Raw genomic sequence first — 20,339 nt, forward strand, 5'->3', positions numbered from 1 at the left:
GAGTGGTAAGGCGGGTTAGAACCCGCCTTACCACTCACGACAGCCGCGGCAGACTGCAGAGACCGGGAGGCACCACGTGAAGATCGGCTTGGAGTTCGGGGAGTACGGCTGGGCGGGCGGCCCGGGGAAGGCGGCCGAGGTCATCGCCCGCTTCGCCCGCACGGCCGACGACGCCGGGGTGGACCTGCTCGGCGTGGGCGACCACCTCTGGCAGGGCCCGCAGGCGGGCGGGCCGGAGCAGCCCTACCTGGAGTGCTTCACCACGCTCACCGTGATGGCGGTGCACAGCTCGCGGGCCCGCCTGGCGCCGGTGGTGGCCGGGGTCCACTTCCGGGAGCCCGCGGTGCTCGCGAACGCGATCACGTCGCTGGACGTGCTGTCCGGCGGCCGCGCGGTGCTCGGCGTCGGGGTCGGCTGGGACGCCGACGAGTCGGCCGGGATGGGCATCGCGTTCCCGCCGGTGGCCGAGCGCTTCGAGCGGCTCGAGGAGACCGTGCGGATCTGCCTGCGGCTGTGGGAAGCCGGGACGCCGGAGCCGTTCGAAGGGGAGCACTACCGGCTGCCCCGGCCGCTGCTGGTGCCGAACAGCCTGACCCGCCCGCACCCGCCGATCCTCATCGCCGGTGGCGGTGAGCGGCGCACGCTGCCCCTGGTCGCCCGCTACGCCGACGCGTGCAACCTGTACCCGACGCCGGACCTGGCGGACAAGCTCGCCGTGCTGCGCCGCCTCTGCGAGGCCGAGGGACGCGACTACGACACGATCGAGAAGACCGTGATCCTGCCGTTCGAGCTGGGGACCTACGGCGAGCGCGCCGACGAGCTGGCGGGCATGCTGCGCGGCCTGGCCGGCCTCGGCGTCGACACGGCGATCGGCATCGTCTCCGGCCCCGACCCGGTGGCGCAGGCGGAGATCGTCGGCAACAAGATCGTCCCCGCCGTCGCCTGAAAGACGACAAAGCGAGCCGTGACTCCCGAGGGGGTCACGGCTCGCTTTTCGGTGCGGACAGCTCAGCTCAGCGCGGTGGCGTTGGGGGCGATGTCGCCGCGGAACACCCCGCCGGGGTCCACCCGCCGCCGGACGCGGTCCACCGCCGCCACCTGGTCGTCGTCCAGGTGCCGCTGCGGCTGCTCGAAGTGCTCGACGAAGTTGGGCACCGTCCGGCCCGTCCGCCACGGCCGGAGCGCCGTGCGGATCTTCGCGCACCGCCCCAGCAGCCGCTCGGGGCCCGACGGGTCCGGGACCCCCGACGCGGCGAAGGAGTACGCCGCGTCCAGCCGTCCCAGCACGCCGGCGCCCGCCGGGGCCGTGGCGAACGCCCCGCCCAGCTGACGCAGGCCCGCGCCGACGAACGGGGACCCCGAACCCGGCCCGAGCAGGCGCAGCAGCTCGGCCTCCCCGTCGGCGTCCAAAGTGGACAGGAGGTGGTGCTCGCCGAGGAACGGCACCGGCTCCGGGGGGTCCATGTGGATTCCGAGGACGCCTTCGGCCGTCAGCTCGCCCCAGGTGTCCACGAGCGGCTCGCCGAGCGCGTACAGCGGCCGCAGCAGGTCGTCGGCCAGCCGGTGGGTTTCGCCGGCCGACCCCGCCCGCACCAGGCCGTCCACGCAGACCGTCGTCCGCCCCGCCAGTGCCGGTGGCACGCCGGGCACCGCGGGCAGGTTGAGCAGCCGCAGGCCGGTGGTCACCTCGCGCGGCGCGTCCGCGGTCCACGCGTTCCACCGGGAGAGCACCGCTTCCGCGAGCTCGCCCGCCCAGTAGGTGGCGCCGCCGAACAGCTGCCCGGCGGGGAAGAGCGCGATCTCCACGGACGTGACGACGCCGAACCCGCCGCCCCCGCCGCGCAGCGCCCAGAACAGCTCCGGGTCATGGCCGGCGTCGACGCGGCGGGACTCGCCGTCCGCGGTGACGAGCTCGACCGCGACCACGCCGTTGACCGCCAGCCCGGCGAAGCGGCCGTAGCCGCTGAGCCCGCCGCCGAGCAGGTAGTTCACCAGGCCGACGTTCGCGGACGAACCGTGCGCCGACGTCAGCCCGTGCTTCGCGGTGGCCGCGACGAGCTCGCCCGCGCGGCTGCCCGCGGGAACCCGGGCGACCAGGCGGGCGGAGTCGACGTCGATCCCGCCCGCCAGCTCGGTCCGGATCAGCAGCGCCTCCGGCATCGGGCGGGCCGCGCCCGCGCCGTGGCCGCTGGTGAACATGCGCACGCCCAGGCCGGCCGCGGCGGCGTGCCGCACCGCGGCCCGCACCTGACCGGCCGACCGGGCGGTCACGGCGGCGGCCGGGTGGACCGGCGCCGCCAGGTTGAAGACCCGGGTCGCCGCCTCGTAGTGCGGATCACCCGGCCTGCCGATCGTGACGTCGTCGAGCTCGGTCATGCCACGCGCTCGGCCGTCAGGAACACGAACGTGCCCGAACCGGACTCGTCCCGCACGCGCATCCCGGCGTCGGCGAGCCAGCCGCGGAGCTCGTCGAGGCTGAACAGCCGCATCCCGTCCTCGGCGTTCGGGAACCGGTGCGCGTGCTGGAAGTAGCTGTAGAGCGCGTCGTCGCCCCACCGGAAGGTCAGCAGCGTGAAGGTGCCGCCGGGCCGCAGGCAGCGGCCGACCTCCGCGATGCCCGCGGCCGCGTCCGGCAGCGCCTGCAGCGCGTTCCAGCACAGCACCGCGCCCAGGGAACCGTCTTCGAACGGCAGTTCCAGCGCGCTCGCCTGCAGGGCGGGCACGCCGGGCAGCGCGATCCGCAGCGCGGCGAGCATCGGGACGCTGACGTCCAGCGCGACCAGCCGCTCGGGGCCGACGGCCTCGGCGAGCACCGTGGTCCAGCGGCCCGCACCGGCGGCGAGGTCCAGCACCGGGCCGTCCGCCGGGGCGACGTGCTCGGCGATGTAGCGGTCTTCGTCGGCCGGGGTGACGGCTTCGTCCCAGTTGGACCCCATCGCCCGTAGGAACGCCGGTCGCAGCACGGCTTCGTAGTACAGGCCCATGCTGGGCATCGCGGCGAGCTTGTGCAGCGCGTCGCCGGTGTCCTCGTCGCCGGGGGCGACCCGGTCACCCGGCATCAGGTCGAGGATGCCGCCGGCGACCGGGTACGCCGTCGCGCAGCCGGTGCAGGTGACGCCCTCGCCGTCGAACGCCAGTGCCTCGTGGCAGTTCGGGCAGCGCAGCGCGGCGGCGTGCCTGCCGAAGATGCCCGTGCCCACCTCGGCCTGGCGGCCGGCTTCCAGCGTCCCCGGGTCGGGAACGGGCGCCGCGACGATCGGGGCGGGCACGCCGTGGCGGGCCGCCCAGTACGCCTTCGCGCCGGCGTGCCCGAACAGCGTGCGCTGGTCGTTGCGCCACGCGGCGGTGAACTGCTCCGGCGTCAGCGCGGTGATCCAGCTGGTGTCGAAGTCGCGTTCGGACTCGTCGAGCCCCCACACCGACGGCGAGGGCCAGACCCGGCCCAGGTCCGCGTTCGCCTGGTCCGCCGGGGTGAGCAGCCGGACGAGCCGGGTCAGGTCGTCGTCGGACAGCGACGGCGTGACGGCGTCCGCGGCGGCGAGGATCCGCTCGCGGTCGCCGGGGAAGTGCGCCAGCAGGTAGACCAGCCCGAGGGTCAGCGGGTCCCGGTCCGCGCCCTGGGCCAGCAGCTCGAGGTAGCGGTCGAGGCCCGCGCGCACGGCCGTGGCGACCGGGCCGTCCGTCGCCGGGAACTCGGCCTCGGCCAGCACGCCCAGCAGCACGGCGAGGTGCCCCTTGCGGTCGTCGGCGGCCTTGTCCAGCCGGGCGACCAGCGCCGGCACGGCGGGCAGCGCGAGCTCCGTCAGGACACCGTCGTCCCACAGCGCGCCGGTCAGCCGCCGGAACTGCTCGTCGAGCCGCTCGGGCGGTGCGTTCACGAAACCGTCGGCCAGCTCGGCGATCTGTGCCGAAGTGCCGCTAACACTCATGACAGGCGTCCTTTCGCGCGGGCGCCCGGGGGACTCGCCGGCCGGCCGGCGGGCCCCCGGAACGGCACCGCTAGTCGACGATCTCCATCTGGCCCATCATTCCGATGGCGCCGTGCTCCAGGAAGTGGCAGTGGTACACGTACTTCCCGAGGTAGCCGGTGAACTGCGCCTTGACCTGGACGACGTCGCCGGGCGGCAGCAGCACGGTGTCCTTGAGCCCGGCGTCCTCAGGGGCCGGCGGGCCGCCGTTGCGGCTGATCACCTGGAACTGCACCAGGTGGATGTGGAAGTTGTGCGTGAACCCGTAGGCGCCGTCGGCGTTGCTGATGTTCCACAGCTCGGTCGAACCGCGCTTCACCGTCATGTCGATCCGGTTGTGGTCGAACGGTTTCCCGTTGATCACGCCGACCGGGATCGGGCCGCCCTGGGAGAAGTCGGTGGCGATGGCGACGTCGCGGGTGACCGTCGCCGCGGGCAGCACCTCGAGCGGGCGCAGGCGCGCCGGGACCTTGCTCGTGTCGGTGGCGCGGCGCACGACGTCGAAGCGCAGCATCGGGCCGAAGGTGGCGTCGGTGAGGACGATGCTGCTGCCGAACTTCACCTGCGAGAAGTCGATCACGACGTCGACCCGCTCGCCGGAGCTGAACTTCAGCTCGGCCTTGTCCACCGGCGCGGGCAGCAGGCCGCCGTCGGTGCCGATCTGGGTGATCTTGGCCCCGGCCAGGCTCAGCCGGAACACGCGCTCGGTCGCGGTGTTGACGATCCGGAAGCGGTACTTGCGCGCGGCGACCTGGAAGTAGGGCTGCGGCTTGCCGTTGACCAGCGCGACGTTGCGGTCGGCCGGGTTGCCGCCGAAGACGAAGTTGCCCGCGGCGTCGAAGAGCGCGTCCCGCAGCATGATCGGCACGTCGAAGGCCCCGCAGGGCAGGTTCAGCCCGGCCTCGGCAGGGTCGTCCACGATGTAGAAGCCGTGCTGCCCGCGGTAAACGTGCTCGGGGTCGGTGCCGTGCGAGTGCGCGTGGTACCAGAGCAGCGCGCCCTGCTGCTTGTTCGGGTAGCGGTAGGTGCGCGACCCGCCGGGCTCGATCAGCTCCATCGGGTAGCCGTCGTTCGCCGCGTCGACGTGCGCGCCGTGCAGGTGGACGTTCGTCGCCAGGGCCAGGTCGTTGCGGAAGGAGACCTCGGTGGCGCGCCCGGTCCGGGCGCGGATCACCGGGCCCATGAAGGAACCGCCGTAGGTCCACATCGGAGTCTTGAGGCCGGGCAGGATCTCGACGTCGGCCGGCTTGACCGTCAGCTCGTAGCGGTCGGCGGTCGACGTCGACGCCACCGGGCGCAGTTCCTTGGCCAGCGGCATCGGCACGGTGAACGGCGTCACTGCCGGGCGGATCGCGGGCCCGCCGGGAACGGCGAAACCGCTCGGCACGGAGTGGCCCACGTGCCCGGCCGCGGCGGCCCCGCCGGCGCCCGTCGGGGTCACCGGGGCCGGTGCCGCCCCGGCGGTGACCGGTGCGGTGGTGCCCTTGGGCAGCAGCACCGCGGCGGCTCCCGCGCCCCCTGCCACGGCCCCGAGCGCCAGCATTCGTCTTCGGTTCAGCATCGGATCCCCAATCGGTGACACACTCGAACGGGTGGCGCGCCGGACGGGCGCAGCGCACGAAGTTCCCCCGGCACCCCAAGGCCGGTCCACGGATCGTCACACCAGACCTGAACGGGTGTCCTCTTCGAGGGTGCGAAGTGTCCGATTCGGTCACTTCCGGCAGGCTCGGCCGAACGCCGTATCGGCGCGGGTGCGAACAGAGCACGGCGGAAGATGTCCGGCTCGGGCCGGCACCGGTTGAATGGAAGCTGGACCCGTATTAGGGAGGAGACAATCGTGACGACTGACGTTGCGGCGCCACGGGCCGGCAGACGGGAGTGGGTGGGCCTGGCCGTACTGGCCCTGACCGCGATGCTCGTGTCCGTCGATGTGTTCGTGCTGCTGCTGGCGCTTCCGCACCTCAGCGCCGATTTGGGTGCCGACAGCATCGAACAGCTGTGGATCATGGACATCTACGGGTTCATGGTCGGCGGGTTCCTGGTCACGATGGGCGGTCTCGGCGACCGGATCGGCAGGCGCAAGCTGCTGCTGATCGGCGCCGCGGCGTTCGGGATCGCGTCGGCGCTGGCCGCCTACGCGACGACCCCGGAAATGCTGATCGGTGCCCGTGCCCTGCTCGGTATCGCCGGTGCGACCCTCGGGCCGTGCACGCTGGCCCTGATCAGCAACATGTTCCGCAACCCCAAGCAGATGGGGCTGGCGATCGGGATCTGGTCGGCGTTCTTCACCGTCGGCGCGATCCTCGGCCCGATCATCGGCGGCGTGCTGCTCGCCCACTTCTGGTGGGGCTCGGTGTTCCTGATCAACATCCCGGTGATGGCCGTGCTGCTGGTCTTCGGCCCGGTGCTGCTGCCGGAGTTCAAGTCGCCCGCCGGCGGCCGGATCGACCTGATCAGCGTCGGCATGTCGCTGGCCGCGATCCTGCCGTTCGTCTACGGCTTCAAGGAGCTGGCGAAGAACGGCTTCGAGCTCGTGCCGGTGCTGGCCGTCGTGGTCGGCATCGTGTTCGGCGTGCTGTTCGTGCTGCGGCAGCGCACGCTCGCGGACCCGTTGCTGGACCTGAGCCTGTTCAAGAACTCGGTGTTCACCGTCGGGCTGGTCAGCCTGCTGGCCTACAGCCTGCTCACCGGTGCGGTGATGATGCTGGCCACGCAGTACTTCCAGCTCGTCGACGGCCTCGGTTCGCTGGCGGCCGGGCTGGCGCTGCTGCCGGGCATGGCGGTCTCGACCGTCGCCGTGCTGGTGTCGCCGATCCTGGCCCGCCGGGTCCGGCCCGCCTACCTCATCTCCGGTGGCCTGCTGATCGTCGCGGTCGGCCTGCTCCTGATGACGCAGGCGGCTTCGTCGGGCGGCAGCGGGCTGCTGATCCTCGGCTTCGCGGTGTGGTGCCTCGGCGGTGGCCCGCTGCTCTCGCTGGGCATCGGCCAGGTCATCGGCTCGGCTCCGCCGGAGAAGGCGGGCGCGGCCGCGTCGATGCCGCAGATCAGCAACGAGCTCGGGGCGGCGATGGGCTTCGCGATCATCGGCAGCGTCGGTGCCATCGTGTACCGCTCGACGCTCGCCGTCCCCGCCGGAGTGCCGTCCGGTACCGCGGACGCGGCTCGCGAGAGCCTCGCCGGGGCCACCACGGCGGCCAACGGGCTGCCCGGGGACGTCGCCGGTCAGCTGCTGGCCGCGGCGCGCGAGGCGTTCACCAGCGGCCTGCACACCGCGGCGTTGATCAGCGCGGTGGTCCTGGCCGGGGTCGGGGTGCTGTTCTTCGTGAAGTGCCGTCACATCGGCGCGCTCGGTGCCCCCGCCGAGGAGGCGCCGCCCGCACCCGCCGACGAAGCACCGGAACCGGTGTCCGGGACCCCCGCCGGCTGAGGCCGGCGGATCGAGGGACCAATCCGGCCAAAAGCAGGCCGCCCCCCAGGCGGCAGGTAACCGTTGCCACCCAGCCGGATGGCCGTGGCTGTGGCCGGATTGGTCCCTGACAGCTCAGTAACAAACCACAAAGGAGAAATTCGCATGGCGCAGTACGCAATCCTGATCTTCGAGCGGGAGACCCCCGGCGGGATCGCCGACATCCCGCCGGAGGTCCTGGAGGCGCACGGCCGGGTCGAGGGCCGGGTCGCGGAGTCCGGCGGCAAGCTGGTGGCCGGGTACGCCACCCAGCCGACCGCCGAAGCCCGCTCCCTCCGCGGCGGCAAGGTCACCGACGGGCCCTTCATCGAGAGCAAGGAAGCCCTCGCCGGCTTCTTCGTCGTGGACGCCCGCGACCTCGACCACGCCCTGGAGATCGCGAGCTTCGTGCCGATCATGGACGGCGGTGTGGAGGTCCGTCCGCTGATGGGCTGACCGGGAATTCCTGGACGCGCGTCGCCGTGCTTGCTTGCTTGCTCACGGCGACGCGCGTTTTCCGTTGTGGAAGGGAAGAGCGCGGTGCGCGAAGTGGTGCTGTACCTCCAGATGACCCTCGACGGCCGGATCGAAGGCCCGGCCGGAGCGATGGACTGGATCCGGGTGGACGACGACACGTGGCGGGTGGTCGGCGAGCTGCAGGAGCGAGCGGACACGGCGGTGCTGGGCCGGGCGACGTACGAGCAGTTCCTGACCCATTGGCCCGCGACGGCGACCGACCCCACGGCATCCGGCGGCGCAGGCGAGCACGCGCGCTGGCTGGAGAAGACGCCGAAGCTGGTCTGCTCGCGAACCCCGCACGAGCCGGGCTGGGTCAACGCCCGCGCGGTCCCGGAGGCGGCCGCGGCGATCGGCGCCCTGCGTGCCCAGCCGGGCGGGGACGTGCTGGTGCTGGGCGGAGTGGGCTTGGCCCAATCGCTGGTGACGGCGGGTTTGGTCGACGAGTACCGGCTGCTGGTCAACCCGGTGGTCCTCGGTCGCGGCCGCAAGCTGTTCGGGACGTTCTCGGAGCGGATGGATCTGGAGCTGGTGAGCGCCGAGGCGTTCGGCTCGGGTGTCGTGTCGCTGTGTTATCGGCGGAGCTGACGGCTCAGACGGGGTGGCCGCGCCGAGCGGTTCGGCGCCGGTCGCCCGCGAGGGTTCCTGGGCCGCGAGGTGTCCTGTCGCGAGGTGCGTGGGCCGCGGCGGCCTTGCCCGCCGGAGTTGGTTCGGCGCCGGCCGCCCGGCGAGCTGCCTGTGCCGCGGCGGCCTTGCCGCTGAGCGATTCGGCGCCGCCGCGAGCTGCCTGCGCCGCGCCGGCCTCGCCGCCGGAGTTGGTTCGGCGCCGCCGCGAGCTGCCCCCGCCGCGAGCTGCCCCGCTCCCGCGAGGCCCGCCCGCGAGCGGCTCAAGCCGCGGTGGCCTCGTCGAGCCGTCCGGCGAGAAAGGCTCGCTCGGCGTCGTTGTCCGCAAGATCCAGCGCCGCCCGGTAAGCCGTCGCGGCCTCCGCTGTCCGCCCCAGCCGGCGCAGCAGGTCCGCCTTCGCCGCCGGCAAGTAGTGGTACCCGTCGAGCCTGCCGTCGTCCTCCAGCACCTCGAGTTCGCCCAGCGCCGTCTCCGGACCGTCCACCATGGACACCGCGATCGCGCGGTTGAGCGACACCACCGGGGACGGCCACACCTTCAGCAGCTCGTCGTAGAGCACCACGACCTGCGCCCAGTCCGTCTCCGCGTAACTCGGCGCCTGCGCGTGCAGCGACGCGATGGCCGCCTGCAGCACGAACTTGCCCGGCCGGCCCGCGCGCATGGCGTCGAGCACCAGCTGGTGCCCCTCGGCGATGGCCGCCCGGTCCCAGCGGGTGCGGTCCTGCTCTTCCAGCAGCAGGATCCGGCCGTCGGCGTCGGTGCGGGTGGCGCGCCGGGCGTCGGTGACGAGCAGGAGCGCCAGCAGGCCCCAGACCTGGCGCTCGTCCGGCATCAGCTCGCGCAGCAGCCGCGCCAGGCCGAGCGCGCGGTCGACCAGGTCGTCACGCACCAGCGCGTCGCCCGAAGGCGCCGTGTGCCCGGTGGTGAACAGCAGGTGGATGACGGTGAGCACCGCGTCCAGCCGGTCCGGCAGCTCGCTCGCCGCGGGGACGCGGTAGGGGACGCCGGCGGCGGAAATCTTCTTCTTCGCCCGGGTGATCCGGGCGGCCATCGTCGCTTCCGGCACCAGGAACGCCCGCGCGATGTCGCCGGTGCCGACCCCGCACACCAGCCGCAGCGTCAGCGCGATCTGCGCCTCGCGCGGCAGCACCGGGTGGCAGCAGGTGAAGATGAGCCGCAGCCGGTCGTCGGGGATCGTCTCGCCCGCCACCAGCGCGTCCAGGTCGTCCATCTCGGTCACGTCCGGTTCCACGAGTAGCGGTATCCGGCTGCGGAACGCCTCCTGCCGCCGGAAGTGGTCCGTCGCCTTCCGGCGCGCGATCGTGGTCAGCCAGGCCCCCGGGCGGGCCGGGACACCGGTGCGGCGCCAGCCGTCCAGCGCGGAGACGAACGCCTCCTGCACGAGCTCCTCGGCGAGGTCGAGGTCGTGGGTGACCCGTACCGTCGCGGCGAGCACGAAGGCCCACTCGCGACGGTACGCATCGGCGATCGCCCGCTCGACGTCGGTCATCCGCGCTGCCCCTGCGGCATCGGTGCTTCCCCTCGATCCGGCGGCCGGTGCTCGGCCCCCACGCTAGCGCGGTGGCGGGGCGCGAGCGGGAAATCGCGCACGCAGGGAGAAGACGTCAGCCCAGCGGGGTGTTCTGGTAAGCGGCGATCAGCCATTCGCCGTCCTGCTTGGCCAGCACCCAGATGGCGCGCACCGAGCGCTCGCGGGCGACCTCGGTCTCGCCCGGGGCGAGCACGCCGCCGACGGTGACGACGATCGCGCCCTCCTTGCCGATGAAGCGGACGTCGACCGGCTCGCCGTGGACGCGGGTGCCCTTGTACGGCCCGGCGTAACCGGCCGCCATGAACTCCTTGATCCCGGGGCGGCCCTTGACGAAGACCCCGCCGGGCAGCGCCATCGTGCCGTCCTCGGTGAACGCCGCGGCGAAGGCGTCCGCGTCGTTGCCGGCCCACGCCGCGATGATGCGCTGCGGGACCGCGGCGACGGCGGCCTGCTCGGTCGCCACGGTGGAAGTGCCATTGCTGCTGGACATATCGGGATCCCTCTTCCTGCGGTGGGCACGAGTGGGTACGACGGTATCGGCCGCGGCCGGTCCGGTACTTCCGCTCGATTGCGAGAACCGTTGCCGGTCAAGGCTTTCCGTCAGGTCGCTGCGCAACGGTGGAGACGTCGGCCGCCCGCGCGGCCCGGGAGCATGGACCTGCAGGCCCATCCCGGCGGCCGCCGGCCACGGGACCGCGTCGCGCTGGAGGAGTGCTGACAACATGGTCATCGTCATGGCAACCGACGCCACGGCAGAAGACGTCGACGCGATCGTCGAGCGGGTGGGCGCGGCCGGGGGCGAGGCCTTCGTCAGCCGCGGGGTCAGCCGGGTCGTCATCGGCTTGGTCGGCGACGTCGACCGCTTCGAGACGCTGAACCTCGGCGGCATGCGCGCGGTGCAGAGCGTCACCCGGATTTCGGCCAAGTACAAGCTGGTCAGCCGGGAACACCACCCCGAACGGTCCACTGTGTACGTCGGCGGCGTGCCGGTCGGCCCGGACACGGTCACCCTGATCGCCGGGCCGTGCGCGGTCGAGACGCCGGAGCAGACCCTCGAGGCGGCGCGGATGGCGCAGGCGGCCGGCGCGGTGCTGCTGCGCGGCGGCGCCTTCAAGCCGCGGACGTCGCCGTACGCCTTCCAGGGGCTGGGCGAGGAGGGCCTGAAGATCCTGGCCGACGTCCGGGCCGAGACCAAGCTGCCGATCGTCACCGAGGTGGTCGCCGCCGACGACGTCGAAATGGTCGCCCGGTACGCGGACATGCTGCAGGTCGGCACGCGCAACATGTCCAACTTCGGGCTGCTGCAGGCGGTGGGCGAAGCGGGCAAGCCGGTGCTGCTCAAGCGCGGGATGAGCGCCACGATCGACGAGTGGCTGATGGCGGCCGAGTACATCGCGCAGCGCGGCAACCTCGACATCGTGCTCTGCGAACGCGGCATCCGCACCTTCGAGACCGCCACCCGCAACACCCTCGACATCTCGGCCGTGCCGGTGGTGCAACGGCTTTCGCACCTGCCGGTGATGGTCGACCCCTCGCACTCCGGCGGCCGCCGCGACCTGGTGCTGCCGCTGTCGCGGGCCGCGGTCGCCGTCGGCGCGGACGGCGTGCTCGTCGACGTCCACCCGCACCCGGAGGAGGCGCTGTGCGACGGCCCGCAGGCGCTAGTCGCCGAGGACCTCGAGCGGCTGGCCGCCGAGCTCGACGAGCTGAGCGGCGTGGTCGGCCGCCGGCTCTCCACCTGGTGGAACCGGCGGCTGCTGGCCGGCTGAGCACGCGCGAAGACGCCGGAAGGGGCGCTCCCGGCTAGCGTCGCCGACGAGAAGCGGCTGGGGCGCTGCTCCGCCGCCGGTCGACCAGCCGGGAGGTTTCGCCGTGCCCATGGAGCCCACGCACCGGATGTGCCCGAACACCGCGGCGGTGACCGGATGACCGGCATCGCGCCCGCACCGGCGGCAGAAGTCGCCACCGGCCTGCAGTTCCCGACCAGCCTGGCGTTCGACGACGCCGGCGGGATCTACGTCGCCGAGTCCGGCCTCGCCTTCGGGGGCGCGGCTCCCGGCGGGAAGGTCTGGCGCTTCGACGGCGGCGAGCGGACGCTGGTCGCCGACGAGCTCGCCGCCCCGGTCACCGGCCTGTGCTGGTTCGAAGGCGGCCTGTTCGTCTCCGAAGGCGGGGCCGGCCGGATCACCCGCGTCGAGGCCGACGGGAGCAAGCACGTCGTCGTCGACGGCATGCCCGGCCCCGGCAACTACCACACGAACATGGCCGTGGTCGGCGCCGACCGGAAGCTCTACTTCAGCCAGGGCGCGATGTCGAACCTGGGCGTGATCGGCCTGGACGCCTACGAGCTCGGCTGGCTGCGCCGGCTGCCGCACGCGTTCGACCTGCCCGGCCTCGACATCACCCTCTCGGGGTTCAACGCGACGACCCGGGACCCGTTTTCCGACGAGCCCGGCGCGACGATCGACACCGGCGCGTTCGGCCCGTTCGGCACCCGGACCACCCCGGGGGAGAAGATCGCGGCGCAGCTGCCGTGCACCGCCGCCGTGCTGCGGTGCGAGCTGGACGGCTCCGGCATGGAGCTGGTGGCGTGGGGGCTGCGCAACGCCTTCGGCCTCGGCTTCCTGCCCGACGGCCGGCTGATCGCGCTCGACCAGGGCGCCGACGACCGGGGGAGCCGCCCGATCGGCAACGCCCCGGACCTGCTGTTCGACGTCCGGCCCGGCGCCTGGTACGGCTGGCCGGACTACGTCGGCGACCGCCCGGTGACCGACCCCGCGTTCGCCCCCGAGCGCGGCTCGCAGCCGGAGTTCGTGCTGGCCGGCCACGACGAGCTGCCGCCGCCCGAGCGGGCGCTGCTGGAGTTCGAGCCGCACGTCTCGGCCACGCGCTTCGCCGTCGTCCCGGGCGGCGCCCTCCGCGGGCAGCTCGTGGTGACGCTGTTCGGCGACGAGGCACCGATGTGCCTGCCCGCGGGCGGGCCGCCGGTCGGCCGCAGCCTCGTCGTCGCCGACCCGGCGGACTGGTCGCTGCGCGACCTGCCCGGCGCACCCGCGCTGGCGCGGCCGATCGACGTCGGGTTCGCCCCCGGTGATGACGCGCTGTACGTGCTCGACTTCGGGAAGTTCGAGATGTCGGACGACGGCGTGCGCGCGACCCAGGGCACCGGGCGGCTGTGGCGCTGGGAGTCCTGGTCGGACGGTCCACAGGGGACGCTCCCGGCCTGATCGGCGCCGCACTGCGCGAGAAGCCAGTCACTCCGGCTCGAAGCTACCGTGGAGTCCACGCGGAGCCCGGCCCGGGCCCCGCCGGAGTCCGAAGTGGACTCCCCATGGGGGAGCCGGTGTGGCTGGTTGGCGCGCGACGGTGGTCGCCGCGTGCCCGGCTGGGTTGGAGACCATTGTGCCGTACTCGCGTTCGCTGCTCGGCTGCCTGGCCGACTTCGCCCGCACCCGGCCGGAGTCGACCGCGCTGGTGCTGGGCGAGGTCCGGGTGTCCTACGCCGAGCTGTGCGCCATGACGATGTCGGCCCACCAGGGGCTCACGGCGTTGCAGCTGCCGCCCGAGGCCCGGGTCGCGGTGCACGCGGCGAAGACCCCGCGGACCGTCGCGCTGATCGTCGCCTGCCTGCTGGCGCGCCGCCCGTTCATGCTGCCCTCCACCGAGCTCGGCGGGACGGCGCTGGAAGAGCTGCTGGAGAAGGCGGACTGCACCGACGTGCTCACCGCCGAATCCGGCGTGGGCGTGGGCGGGCTGCGGGTGCACAAGATCGACACCACCGCGGTCCTGCCCGACGGCGACCTCGCCGGCCTCGACGGCATCACCGGTCCCGACGTCAGCCCGGACGCCACCTCGTTCATCTTCACCACCTCGGGGTCCACCGGGCTGCCGAAGGTGGTGCCGCTGAGCTTCCAGGCCGTGGAGCGGTTCACCGAATGGGCCGTGACGAAGTTCCGGCTCCGGCCCGGCACCGTGGTGCTGAACTACGCACCCTTCAACTTCGACCTGTGCCTGCTCGACATCCGCGCCACCTTCAAGGCCGGCGGCACGACGGTGCTGGTCGACCCCGAGAAGGCGACCAACGGCAAGCACCTGGCCGAGCTGATCCGCGCCGAGTCCGTCGAGGTCGTGCAGTCGGTGCCGATGCTCTACCGGCTGCTGGCCGACGTCCCCGGCGGCGAGCCGTTCGAGTCGGTGAAGCACGTGATCGTCACCGGCGACAAGATGCCCGCGAAGCTGCTGCCGGAGCTGCCGCGGCTGTTCCCCAACGCGCGCTTCCACAACATCTACGGCGCCACCGAGACCAACGACAGCTTCATCCACGAGATCACCGGCTTCGAGGGCGCGGGCCCGCTGCCGATCGGCCGCCCGCTGCCCGGCGTCGACGCGCTCGTCCTCGACGCCGACGGCGAGGTCGTCGACGGCCCGGCCACCGGTGAGCTGCTCGTGTCGACCCCGTTCCAGACCGCCGGGTACGCCGTCGGCGGCGGCGCGGACAAGTTCGTCGAACGGGACAACGGCCGCGTCTACTTCCGCTCCGGCGACCTCGTCGAGCGGGACGCCGACGGCGTGTTCACCCTGGTGGGCCGCAACGACTCCCAGGTCAAGGTCCGCGGTGTGCGGGTCAACCTGGAGGAGATCGAGCAGGTCCTGCTCGGCCACGAACGGATCGCCGGTGCGGCCGTGGTCGCCGTGCCCGACGACGTGGCGGGGCTGGTCATCCACGCGGTCGTCCGCCGCGACACGACCGAGCCGCTCGGCGTGCTGGGGCTGCGGCAGTTCTGCCGCGAGCGGCTGGCGCGGGCGGCGCTGCCCACCACGATCCGCGTGGTCGACGACCCGCTGCCCACGACGTCGACGGGCAAGACCGACCGCAAAGCCGTCATCCGCGACCTGGTTACTGGGAGCTGACATGAGTTATTCGGAGCAGATCAAATCCTACGTCCTCGACGAGTTCCTCCCCGGCGTCGGCCCGGAGGAGCTGGAGGCCGACTACGACCTGCGGGCCAACGGCGTGATCGACAGCCTGGGCCTGCTGCGCGTGGTCACCTGGCTGGAGGCCACCTTCTCGATCCCGATGGAGGAGGTCGAAATCGTCGAGCAGGACTTCACCTCCATCGACTCGATCACCCGGTTCGTCGAGCAGCACTCGCCGTCCGGTGCGTCCGGTGTGGACTACCTCGGAAAGGCGGCCTGAGCCGTGATCATCCGCAAACTTTCGGAAGTCGAAGGCGTCGAGTGGGGCAACGGGCTGAGCCACCGCTTCCTGACCCTCAAGGACGGCATGGGCTACACCGTCACCCACACGATCGTCCGGGCCGGCACCGACTCGGCACTGGAGTACAAGAACCACCTCGAAGCCTGCTACTGCATCGCCGGCAGCGGCAAGGTGATCGACTCCGCGGGTGACGAGCACGCGATCGAGGTCGGCACGATCTACGCACTCGACAAGCACGACCCGCACCACCTGATCGCGTCGCCGGACCAGGACATGGAGCTCGTCTGCATGTTCACGCCGGCCCTCATCGGCGACGAATCGCACAACCTCGACGACGAATACTCCAACTACTGAGCCGGAGCTCCCCCGATGCAGCAGTGGACCGACAAGCAGCAGGCGCTGCGGGACGGCTACACCGAGGCGTTCCAGGCCTGGGGCGCCGACCACCTCCGGCGCGACCGCGAGGCGGAGTTCCCCGGCGGGTTCTGGCCGGAGATCGGCGCGTCGGGACTGTTCGGCCTGCCGTTCGGCACCGAGTACGGCGGCGGCGGGCACGACCTGCCGACCACCATGCACGTGCTGGAGGGCCTCGGCTACCACTGCCGTGACGGCGGGCTGAGCTTCTCGATCTCGACGCAGCTCGTCAGCACCGGCGTGCCGGTCCACCGGTTCGGCACCGACGAGCTGAAGCACCGGCTCCTGCCGCGCGTGTGCGACGGTTCGGTGATCTGCGCGCACGCGATCACCGAGCCGCAGGGCGGTTCCGACGCCGCGGCCATGCAGACCACGGCCGAGCGCCGGGGCGACGACTACGTCATCAACGGCCGGAAGTTCTTCATCACCAACGGCCCGGTCGCCGACGTCGTCCTGGTCTACGCCCGGACCTCACCCGGCACCGGCCCGCTCGGCATCAGCGTGTTCGCCGTCGAGAAGGGCACGCCCGGCTTCGAGGCCGGGCCGCCGATCGACAAGATGGGCCTGCGCACGTCGCCGCTGGGGAACCTGACGTTCACCGACTGCGTGGTGCCCGCGGCGAACATGGTCGGCCGCCGGGGCAAGGGCTTCCTGCTGCTCGACTACGTGATGAAGTGGGAGGTGCTCCTGTCCTTCGCGATCAGCTTGGGCGCGATGGAGTACCGCCTGGAGCAGAGCATCGACTACGCGAAGAGCCGCAAGCAGTTCGGGGCGCCCATCGCGTCCTGCCAGCTGATCGCGGAAAAGATCGTCGAGATGAAGATCGACCTGGAGACCACCCGCAACTGGTTCTACGACACCGCACGGCGGTTCGAGGCCGGGGAAGACGTGATGGTGGACGTGGCCATGGCGAAGGTGCTGGCCAGCGAAGCCAACGTCCGGTCGGCGACCAACGCCGTGCAGATCTTCGGCGGCCGGGGTTACCTCAGCGAGTTCGGGATCGAGAAGGAACTGCGCGACGCCACCGGCGGCACGATCTACTCCGGCACGTCGGAGGTCCAGCGGGACAAGGTCGCCAGAATGCTCGGAGTGCGCTGACAGGCGCCGGAACCGGAAGAAGGACGACATGGCGGCCGAGACGCCTCCGCAGGACCTGCTCGGGGTCACCCCCTTCCTCGACTACGACCACCCGGTCGTGCAGGAGTTCGTCGGGCAGGCGCTCGACGGCACGGAAACCACGCCGACCGACAAGGCGGTCGCGTTGTACTACGCGGTCCGCGACAAGCTGCACTACGAGGTCTACGGCGCGGCGCTGAGCCGCACGGGCCTGAAGGCCAGCGCGATCATCGAGCGCGGCCGCGGGTTCTGCGTGCACAAGTCCATCGTGTACGCCGCCGTGTGCCGCGCGGCGGGCGTGCCGAGCCGGATCGCGCTCACCGACGTCCGCAACCACCTGGCGTCGCCGCGCCTGCGCGAGCTGGTCGGCGGGGACGTCTTCCGCTTCCACGCGCTGAACTCGGTGTACCTGGACGGGAAGTGGGTCCGCGCGACCCCGGTGTTCAACAAGCTGCTGTGCCGGCTGTACGGCATCACGCCGCTGGAGTTCGACGGGACGGCCGACAGCATGTCGCACCCTTACGACAGCAAGGGCCGCCGGTACATGGAGTTCCTCCACGACTACGGCGACTTCGACGACTTCCCGTACGAGCTGGTGGTCGAAGGCATCCGGTCGGCCCACCCGGCCCTGTTCGCCAGCCGCTACGAGACGGCGGACGGCTCCCTCGTCGCCGAGGCGGCCGACGAGACCGGGCTCGGCAAGGCCGCGTAACCGCACGGGCACACAAGGAGATGCGGTCCGCCGTCGCCCGGGAGGACGGTGGACCGCGGGCTGCGGGGGTGGACCCGGAAGGGGCAGTGATGGTGAATCTGGCGCCCGGTTTCGTCCGGAACCGGTGGCAGCGGTCGGTGCTGGGCCGGTTCCCCGGTCTGGGCAAGCTCACGGTGAGCAGCCTGCTGTCCGAGACCGCCGACGAGTTCGCCTCCGTCGCCCTCATCTGGATCGTGCTGGTGGAGACCGGTTCCCCGGGCCTGGCCGGCCTCGCGGTGCTGTTCCGCCGGGCGCCGGAGATCGTGTCCGGGCCGCTGCTCGGCGCGTGGTTCGACCGCTGGTCGCCGGTGAAGCTCACCGCGATCGGGTTCGCCGTCCGCGGGATCGCGATCGGCGGGATCGCGCTGCTGTCGGTGGTCGGGACGTTCAGCGTCCCGGTGGTGCTCGGCCTGTGCCTCGTCATGGGCGTCACCAACCCGCTGGCCAAGGTCGGCACCCGCGTGATCACGCCGCTGCTCATCCCGCGCCGCGAGCTGCACGTCGCCAACGGCGTCCTCACCATCGGCGACCAGTTCCCCTACCTCGTCGGCCCGGTACTCGGCGGTTCGCTCGCCGGCTTCATCGGGATCTGGTCGCTGTTCATCCCGGCGGTCATGTGCCTGGCCGCGACGCTGCTGGTGCTCGGCGTCCGGGTGAACCCGGCCGCGGCGCCCCCGGTCTCCGCGGCCGTCCCCGCGAAGAAGGCCAGGAACGGGTTCGTCACCGGGTTCGGCCCGCTGATCACCGTGCCGGTGGTCCGCGCGATGATGATCCTGACGGTCATCTACTTCCTGTCCTACGGCCCGCTGCTGACCGCGGTCCCGGTGTTCGCCGAGCAGAACCTCGGCGCCGGTGGCGCGGGGTACGGCGCGATGTGGTCGGCGATGGGCGTCGGCGCGCTGCTCGGCCTGGTGATGGTGCCGCGGCTGGCCCGGTTCCGCCCGGCCGTGGTCAACGCGGTCGGCGCCACGGTGTGGGGCCTCATCCTGCTGCCGCTGGTCCTGGTGCACACGCTGCCGCTGGCGCTGGTGATCATGTTCGTCGGCGGGTTCGTCTGGGCGCCGTACGCGTCCACCGAGATCAGCGTCATCCAGAACGCGGTCACGGCCGAGCAGTACGGCGCGGTGTTCGGCGCCCGGCGGTCGGTGATCGTCGCGTCCTCGCCGACGGGCGCGGCCCTCGGCGGCCTGCTGCTGGAGCACCTCAGCGCGGCCCAGGTGGTGGCGCTGTCCGGGTTCGCCTGCGTCGTCGGCGGGGCGCTGTGCCTGTGCCTGCCGTCGGTCCGCGCGACGAAACCCGTGCCGGAGCCCGAAGTCGCGGTCCCGGCCAAACCCGAGCCCGAACCGGAACCGGTCTGAGCCCTCAGGAGTGACCAGCGAAATGGCGCCACGCATCCTGCTCATCGGCGGCAACCCCAAGCACTTCCACGCGGCGAAGGCGGCCGGCCTCGAGGTGGTGTACTGCCAGTTCCCGGCCGAGTTCAGGCCGGAGTACGGCCCGCTGGTGGTGGGCGCGCTGCTGGCGGACTACACCGACTGGGCCACGTTCGGCCCGCTGGCCGAGGCGGCGCACCGCACGTGGGGCTTCACCACGGTGGTGTCGCTGACCGAGCCGGGCCTCGACCCGGCAGGCCGGGTCCGCGACCTGCTCGGCCTCGCCGGGCCGTCGTACGAGGTGAGCCACCGGTTCACCGACAAGTACGTGATGCGCCGTTGCCTGGCGGAGGCGGCCTCCCCGGACGTCCCGGCGATCGGCGCGGAGGCCATGACGGACCGGGAGAGCTTGACGGCGTTCGGCGCCCGCTACGGCTACCCGTTCATCGTCAAGCCCGGAGCGGGCACGGCGAGCTTCGGCGTCCACCGCGTCGACAGCGCCGCCGACGTTTCTGCGGTCCACGAAGCGATTTCGAGCCGGCGCGATGTCTCCGATCACCCGTTCCTCGGCCAGTACGACCTCGACGAGTACGTCATGGAGGAATACATCGACGGAACGCTCTACAGCGCGGAAGCGTTCTCGTTCGCGGGCCGCCACACGGTGCTGGCGATCACGGAGGCGGTGACGCTGCCGGGCACGGTGGTCCACGCGGGCCACGCGATCCCGGCCCGCCTGTCGGCCGCGGAGGTGGCTGCGGTGGAGCGGATGATCCCGGCGTTCCTGGACGCACTGGGGTACGCGGACGGCCCGAGCCACACGGAGTTCAAGTTCAGCCCCCGCGGCCCGGTGGTGATCGAGAGCCAGAACCGCATCGGCGGCGCGCTGATCAACGAGATGGTCCGCGAGGTCCACGGGGTGGACATGCACGAGCTGACGATGAAGTGGCCCCACGGCACGGTGACCCCGGTGCTGCAGGCCCCGCCGGCCGAGGGAGCGGCGGCGAGCTGGCTGGCGGTGGCGCAGCCGGGCGAGATCCTGGAGATCGCGGGAGTGGACTCGGTGTCGGCGGACCCGGCCACGGTGGCGATCGACCTGGGCGGAGCAGCCCCGGGTGATGTGGTCCGGTCGTTGGACGGATCTTGGGACGGGCTGGGCCACGTGGCGGTCCGCGCGGCCGGCACGACGGCCGCGATCGAGTACAGCCGCGCGCGGGTGGCAGACATCAAGGTCCGGACGCGGGCCGTCGAAGACTGAGTTTCTGTTGCTGCGTTTCTGTTGCTGCGAAAGGGCTCCTGTGCCAGGCACAGGAGCCCTTTGCGTCGGCCGGTCGGCCACGAGAACGGGCCCGCCCCCGGCTGGG

The 20,339-nt window shown here is 72.3% G+C and carries 18 protein-coding genes; 13 read left to right on the plus strand and 5 right to left on the minus strand.

The genetic code is table 11. From position 1 onward, the window contains the following. Positions 1–76 precede the first annotated feature (76 nt). Positions 77–946, plus strand: coding sequence for a TIGR03560 family F420-dependent LLM class oxidoreductase (locus tag Q5425_RS23695; RefSeq protein ID WP_308674483.1), 870 nt, complete (start codon positions 77–79; stop codon positions 944–946). A 62-nt stretch (positions 947–1,008) separates the two neighbouring features. Here the strand turns inward: Q5425_RS23695 and Q5425_RS23700 are convergent, their stop codons facing one another. The 3 genes from Q5425_RS23700 to Q5425_RS23710 form a co-directional block, all read right to left on the minus strand. Continuing rightward, positions 1,009–2,376, minus strand: a complete 1,368-nt coding sequence (locus tag Q5425_RS23700) for an FAD-binding protein (protein ID WP_308674484.1) — start codon at positions 2,374–2,376, stop codon at positions 1,009–1,011. Continuing rightward, positions 2,373–3,929 (minus strand): class I SAM-dependent methyltransferase, encoded by a 1,557-nt coding sequence (locus tag Q5425_RS23705; RefSeq protein ID WP_308674485.1) that lies wholly within the window; start codon positions 3,927–3,929, stop codon positions 2,373–2,375. Before Q5425_RS23705 ends, Q5425_RS23700 begins: the two co-directional genes overlap by 4 nt. A gap of 70 nt (positions 3,930–3,999) precedes the next feature. Beyond that, positions 4,000–5,529: a multicopper oxidase family protein gene (locus Q5425_RS23710; RefSeq protein ID WP_308674486.1), complete on the minus strand. Its 1,530-nt coding sequence runs from the start codon at positions 5,527–5,529 to the stop codon at positions 4,000–4,002. 276 nt (positions 5,530–5,805) lie between these two features. Between Q5425_RS23710 and Q5425_RS23715 the strand changes: the two genes are divergently transcribed. The 3 genes from Q5425_RS23715 (at position 5,806) to Q5425_RS23725 (ending at position 8,517) form a co-directional block, all read left to right on the plus strand. Beyond that, complete coding sequence (locus Q5425_RS23715; protein WP_308674487.1) at positions 5,806–7,395, plus strand: MFS transporter; 1,590 nt, start codon at positions 5,806–5,808, stop codon at positions 7,393–7,395. 144 nt (positions 7,396–7,539) lie between these two features. After that, positions 7,540–7,869, plus strand: coding sequence for a YciI family protein (locus Q5425_RS23720; RefSeq protein ID WP_308674488.1), 330 nt, complete (start codon positions 7,540–7,542; stop codon positions 7,867–7,869). Positions 7,870–7,953: 84 nt separating this feature from the next. Further along, positions 7,954–8,517, plus strand: a complete 564-nt coding sequence (locus Q5425_RS23725; protein ID WP_308674489.1) for a dihydrofolate reductase family protein — start codon at positions 7,954–7,956, stop codon at positions 8,515–8,517. A 299-nt stretch (positions 8,518–8,816) separates the two neighbouring features. On the opposite strand, the gene Q5425_RS23730 is transcribed toward Q5425_RS23725, so the two are convergent. Both Q5425_RS23730 and Q5425_RS23735 read right to left on the minus strand, forming a co-directional pair. Further along, positions 8,817–10,064: an RNA polymerase sigma factor gene (locus tag Q5425_RS23730; RefSeq protein ID WP_308674490.1), complete on the minus strand. Its 1,248-nt coding sequence runs from the start codon at positions 10,062–10,064 to the stop codon at positions 8,817–8,819. A gap of 115 nt (positions 10,065–10,179) precedes the next feature. Beyond that, the gene (locus Q5425_RS23735) at positions 10,180–10,596 is read right to left on the minus strand and encodes an SgcJ/EcaC family oxidoreductase (RefSeq protein ID WP_308674491.1); all 417 of its coding nucleotides are present in this window, start codon (positions 10,594–10,596) and stop codon (positions 10,180–10,182) included. Between the two features lie 244 nt (positions 10,597–10,840). On the opposite strand from Q5425_RS23735, the gene aroF reads away from it, so the two are divergent. The 9 genes from aroF (at position 10,841) to Q5425_RS23780 (ending at position 20,233) form a co-directional block, all read left to right on the plus strand. After that, complete coding sequence (gene aroF, locus Q5425_RS23740; RefSeq protein WP_308674492.1) at positions 10,841–11,875, plus strand: 3-deoxy-7-phosphoheptulonate synthase; 1,035 nt, start codon at positions 10,841–10,843, stop codon at positions 11,873–11,875. Between the two features lie 156 nt (positions 11,876–12,031). After that, entirely contained in the window at positions 12,032–13,333 is a 1,302-nt protein-coding gene (locus Q5425_RS23745; protein ID WP_308674493.1) for a hypothetical protein, read from the plus strand. A gap of 118 nt (positions 13,334–13,451) precedes the next feature. Then, the gene (locus Q5425_RS23750; RefSeq protein WP_308674494.1) at positions 13,452–15,017 is read left to right on the plus strand and encodes an AMP-binding protein; all 1,566 of its coding nucleotides are present in this window, start codon (positions 13,452–13,454) and stop codon (positions 15,015–15,017) included. Position 15,018: 1 nt separating this feature from the next. Continuing rightward, positions 15,019–15,303, plus strand: coding sequence for an acyl carrier protein (locus Q5425_RS23755; protein WP_308674495.1), 285 nt, complete (start codon positions 15,019–15,021; stop codon positions 15,301–15,303). 3 nt (positions 15,304–15,306) lie between these two features. Next, positions 15,307–15,678, plus strand: a complete 372-nt coding sequence (locus tag Q5425_RS23760; RefSeq protein WP_308674496.1) for an ectoine synthase — start codon at positions 15,307–15,309, stop codon at positions 15,676–15,678. Positions 15,679–15,693: 15 nt separating this feature from the next. Next, positions 15,694–16,836, plus strand: coding sequence for an acyl-CoA dehydrogenase family protein (locus Q5425_RS23765; RefSeq protein WP_308674497.1), 1,143 nt, complete (start codon positions 15,694–15,696; stop codon positions 16,834–16,836). A 28-nt stretch (positions 16,837–16,864) separates the two neighbouring features. Next, positions 16,865–17,566 carry a transglutaminase-like domain-containing protein gene (locus Q5425_RS23770; protein WP_308674498.1) on the plus strand — a complete coding sequence of 234 codons (702 nt, stop codon included), beginning with the start codon at positions 16,865–16,867 and terminating at the stop codon, positions 17,564–17,566. A gap of 89 nt (positions 17,567–17,655) precedes the next feature. Next, positions 17,656–18,963, plus strand: coding sequence for an MFS transporter (locus tag Q5425_RS23775; RefSeq protein WP_308674499.1), 1,308 nt, complete (start codon positions 17,656–17,658; stop codon positions 18,961–18,963). A gap of 22 nt (positions 18,964–18,985) precedes the next feature. Further along, on the plus strand, positions 18,986–20,233 hold the full coding sequence (locus Q5425_RS23780; RefSeq protein WP_308674500.1) for an ATP-grasp domain-containing protein: 1,248 nt from the start codon (positions 18,986–18,988) through the stop codon (positions 20,231–20,233). Positions 20,234–20,339: the final 106 nt, after the last annotated feature.

Origin of the sequence: Amycolatopsis sp. A133 (genome assembly GCF_031082405.1) — a bacterium.
Taxonomy (GTDB): Bacteria; Actinomycetota; Actinomycetes; order Mycobacteriales; family Pseudonocardiaceae; genus Amycolatopsis.

Bases quoted from the DNA above. Each gene is read 5' to 3' on its own strand.
- aroF (WP_308674492.1), top strand. From the start codon at position 10,841: ATGGCAACCGACGCCACGGCAGAAGACGTCGACGCGATCGTCGAGCGG.
- Q5425_RS23755 (WP_308674495.1), top strand. From the start codon at position 15,019: ATGAGTTATTCGGAGCAGATCAAATCCTACGTCCTCGACGAGTTCCTC.
- Q5425_RS23765 (WP_308674497.1), top strand. From the start codon at position 15,694: ATGCAGCAGTGGACCGACAAGCAGCAGGCGCTGCGGGACGGCTACACC.
- Q5425_RS23730 (WP_308674490.1), bottom strand. From the start codon at position 10,064: ATGACCGACGTCGAGCGGGCGATCGCCGATGCGTACCGTCGCGAGTGG.
- Q5425_RS23710 (WP_308674486.1), bottom strand. From the start codon at position 5,529: ATGCTGAACCGAAGACGAATGCTGGCGCTCGGGGCCGTGGCAGGGGGC.
- Q5425_RS23745 (WP_308674493.1), top strand. From the start codon at position 12,032: ATGACCGGCATCGCGCCCGCACCGGCGGCAGAAGTCGCCACCGGCCTG.
- Q5425_RS23780 (WP_308674500.1), top strand. From the start codon at position 18,986: ATGGCGCCACGCATCCTGCTCATCGGCGGCAACCCCAAGCACTTCCAC.
- Q5425_RS23700 (WP_308674484.1), bottom strand. From the start codon at position 2,376: ATGACCGAGCTCGACGACGTCACGATCGGCAGGCCGGGTGATCCGCAC.
- Q5425_RS23775 (WP_308674499.1), top strand. From the start codon at position 17,656: ATGGTGAATCTGGCGCCCGGTTTCGTCCGGAACCGGTGGCAGCGGTCG.
- Q5425_RS23720 (WP_308674488.1), top strand. From the start codon at position 7,540: ATGGCGCAGTACGCAATCCTGATCTTCGAGCGGGAGACCCCCGGCGGG.
- Q5425_RS23705 (WP_308674485.1), bottom strand. From the start codon at position 3,929: ATGAGTGTTAGCGGCACTTCGGCACAGATCGCCGAGCTGGCCGACGGT.
- Q5425_RS23770 (WP_308674498.1), top strand. From the start codon at position 16,865: ATGGCGGCCGAGACGCCTCCGCAGGACCTGCTCGGGGTCACCCCCTTC.
- Q5425_RS23735 (WP_308674491.1), bottom strand. From the start codon at position 10,596: ATGTCCAGCAGCAATGGCACTTCCACCGTGGCGACCGAGCAGGCCGCC.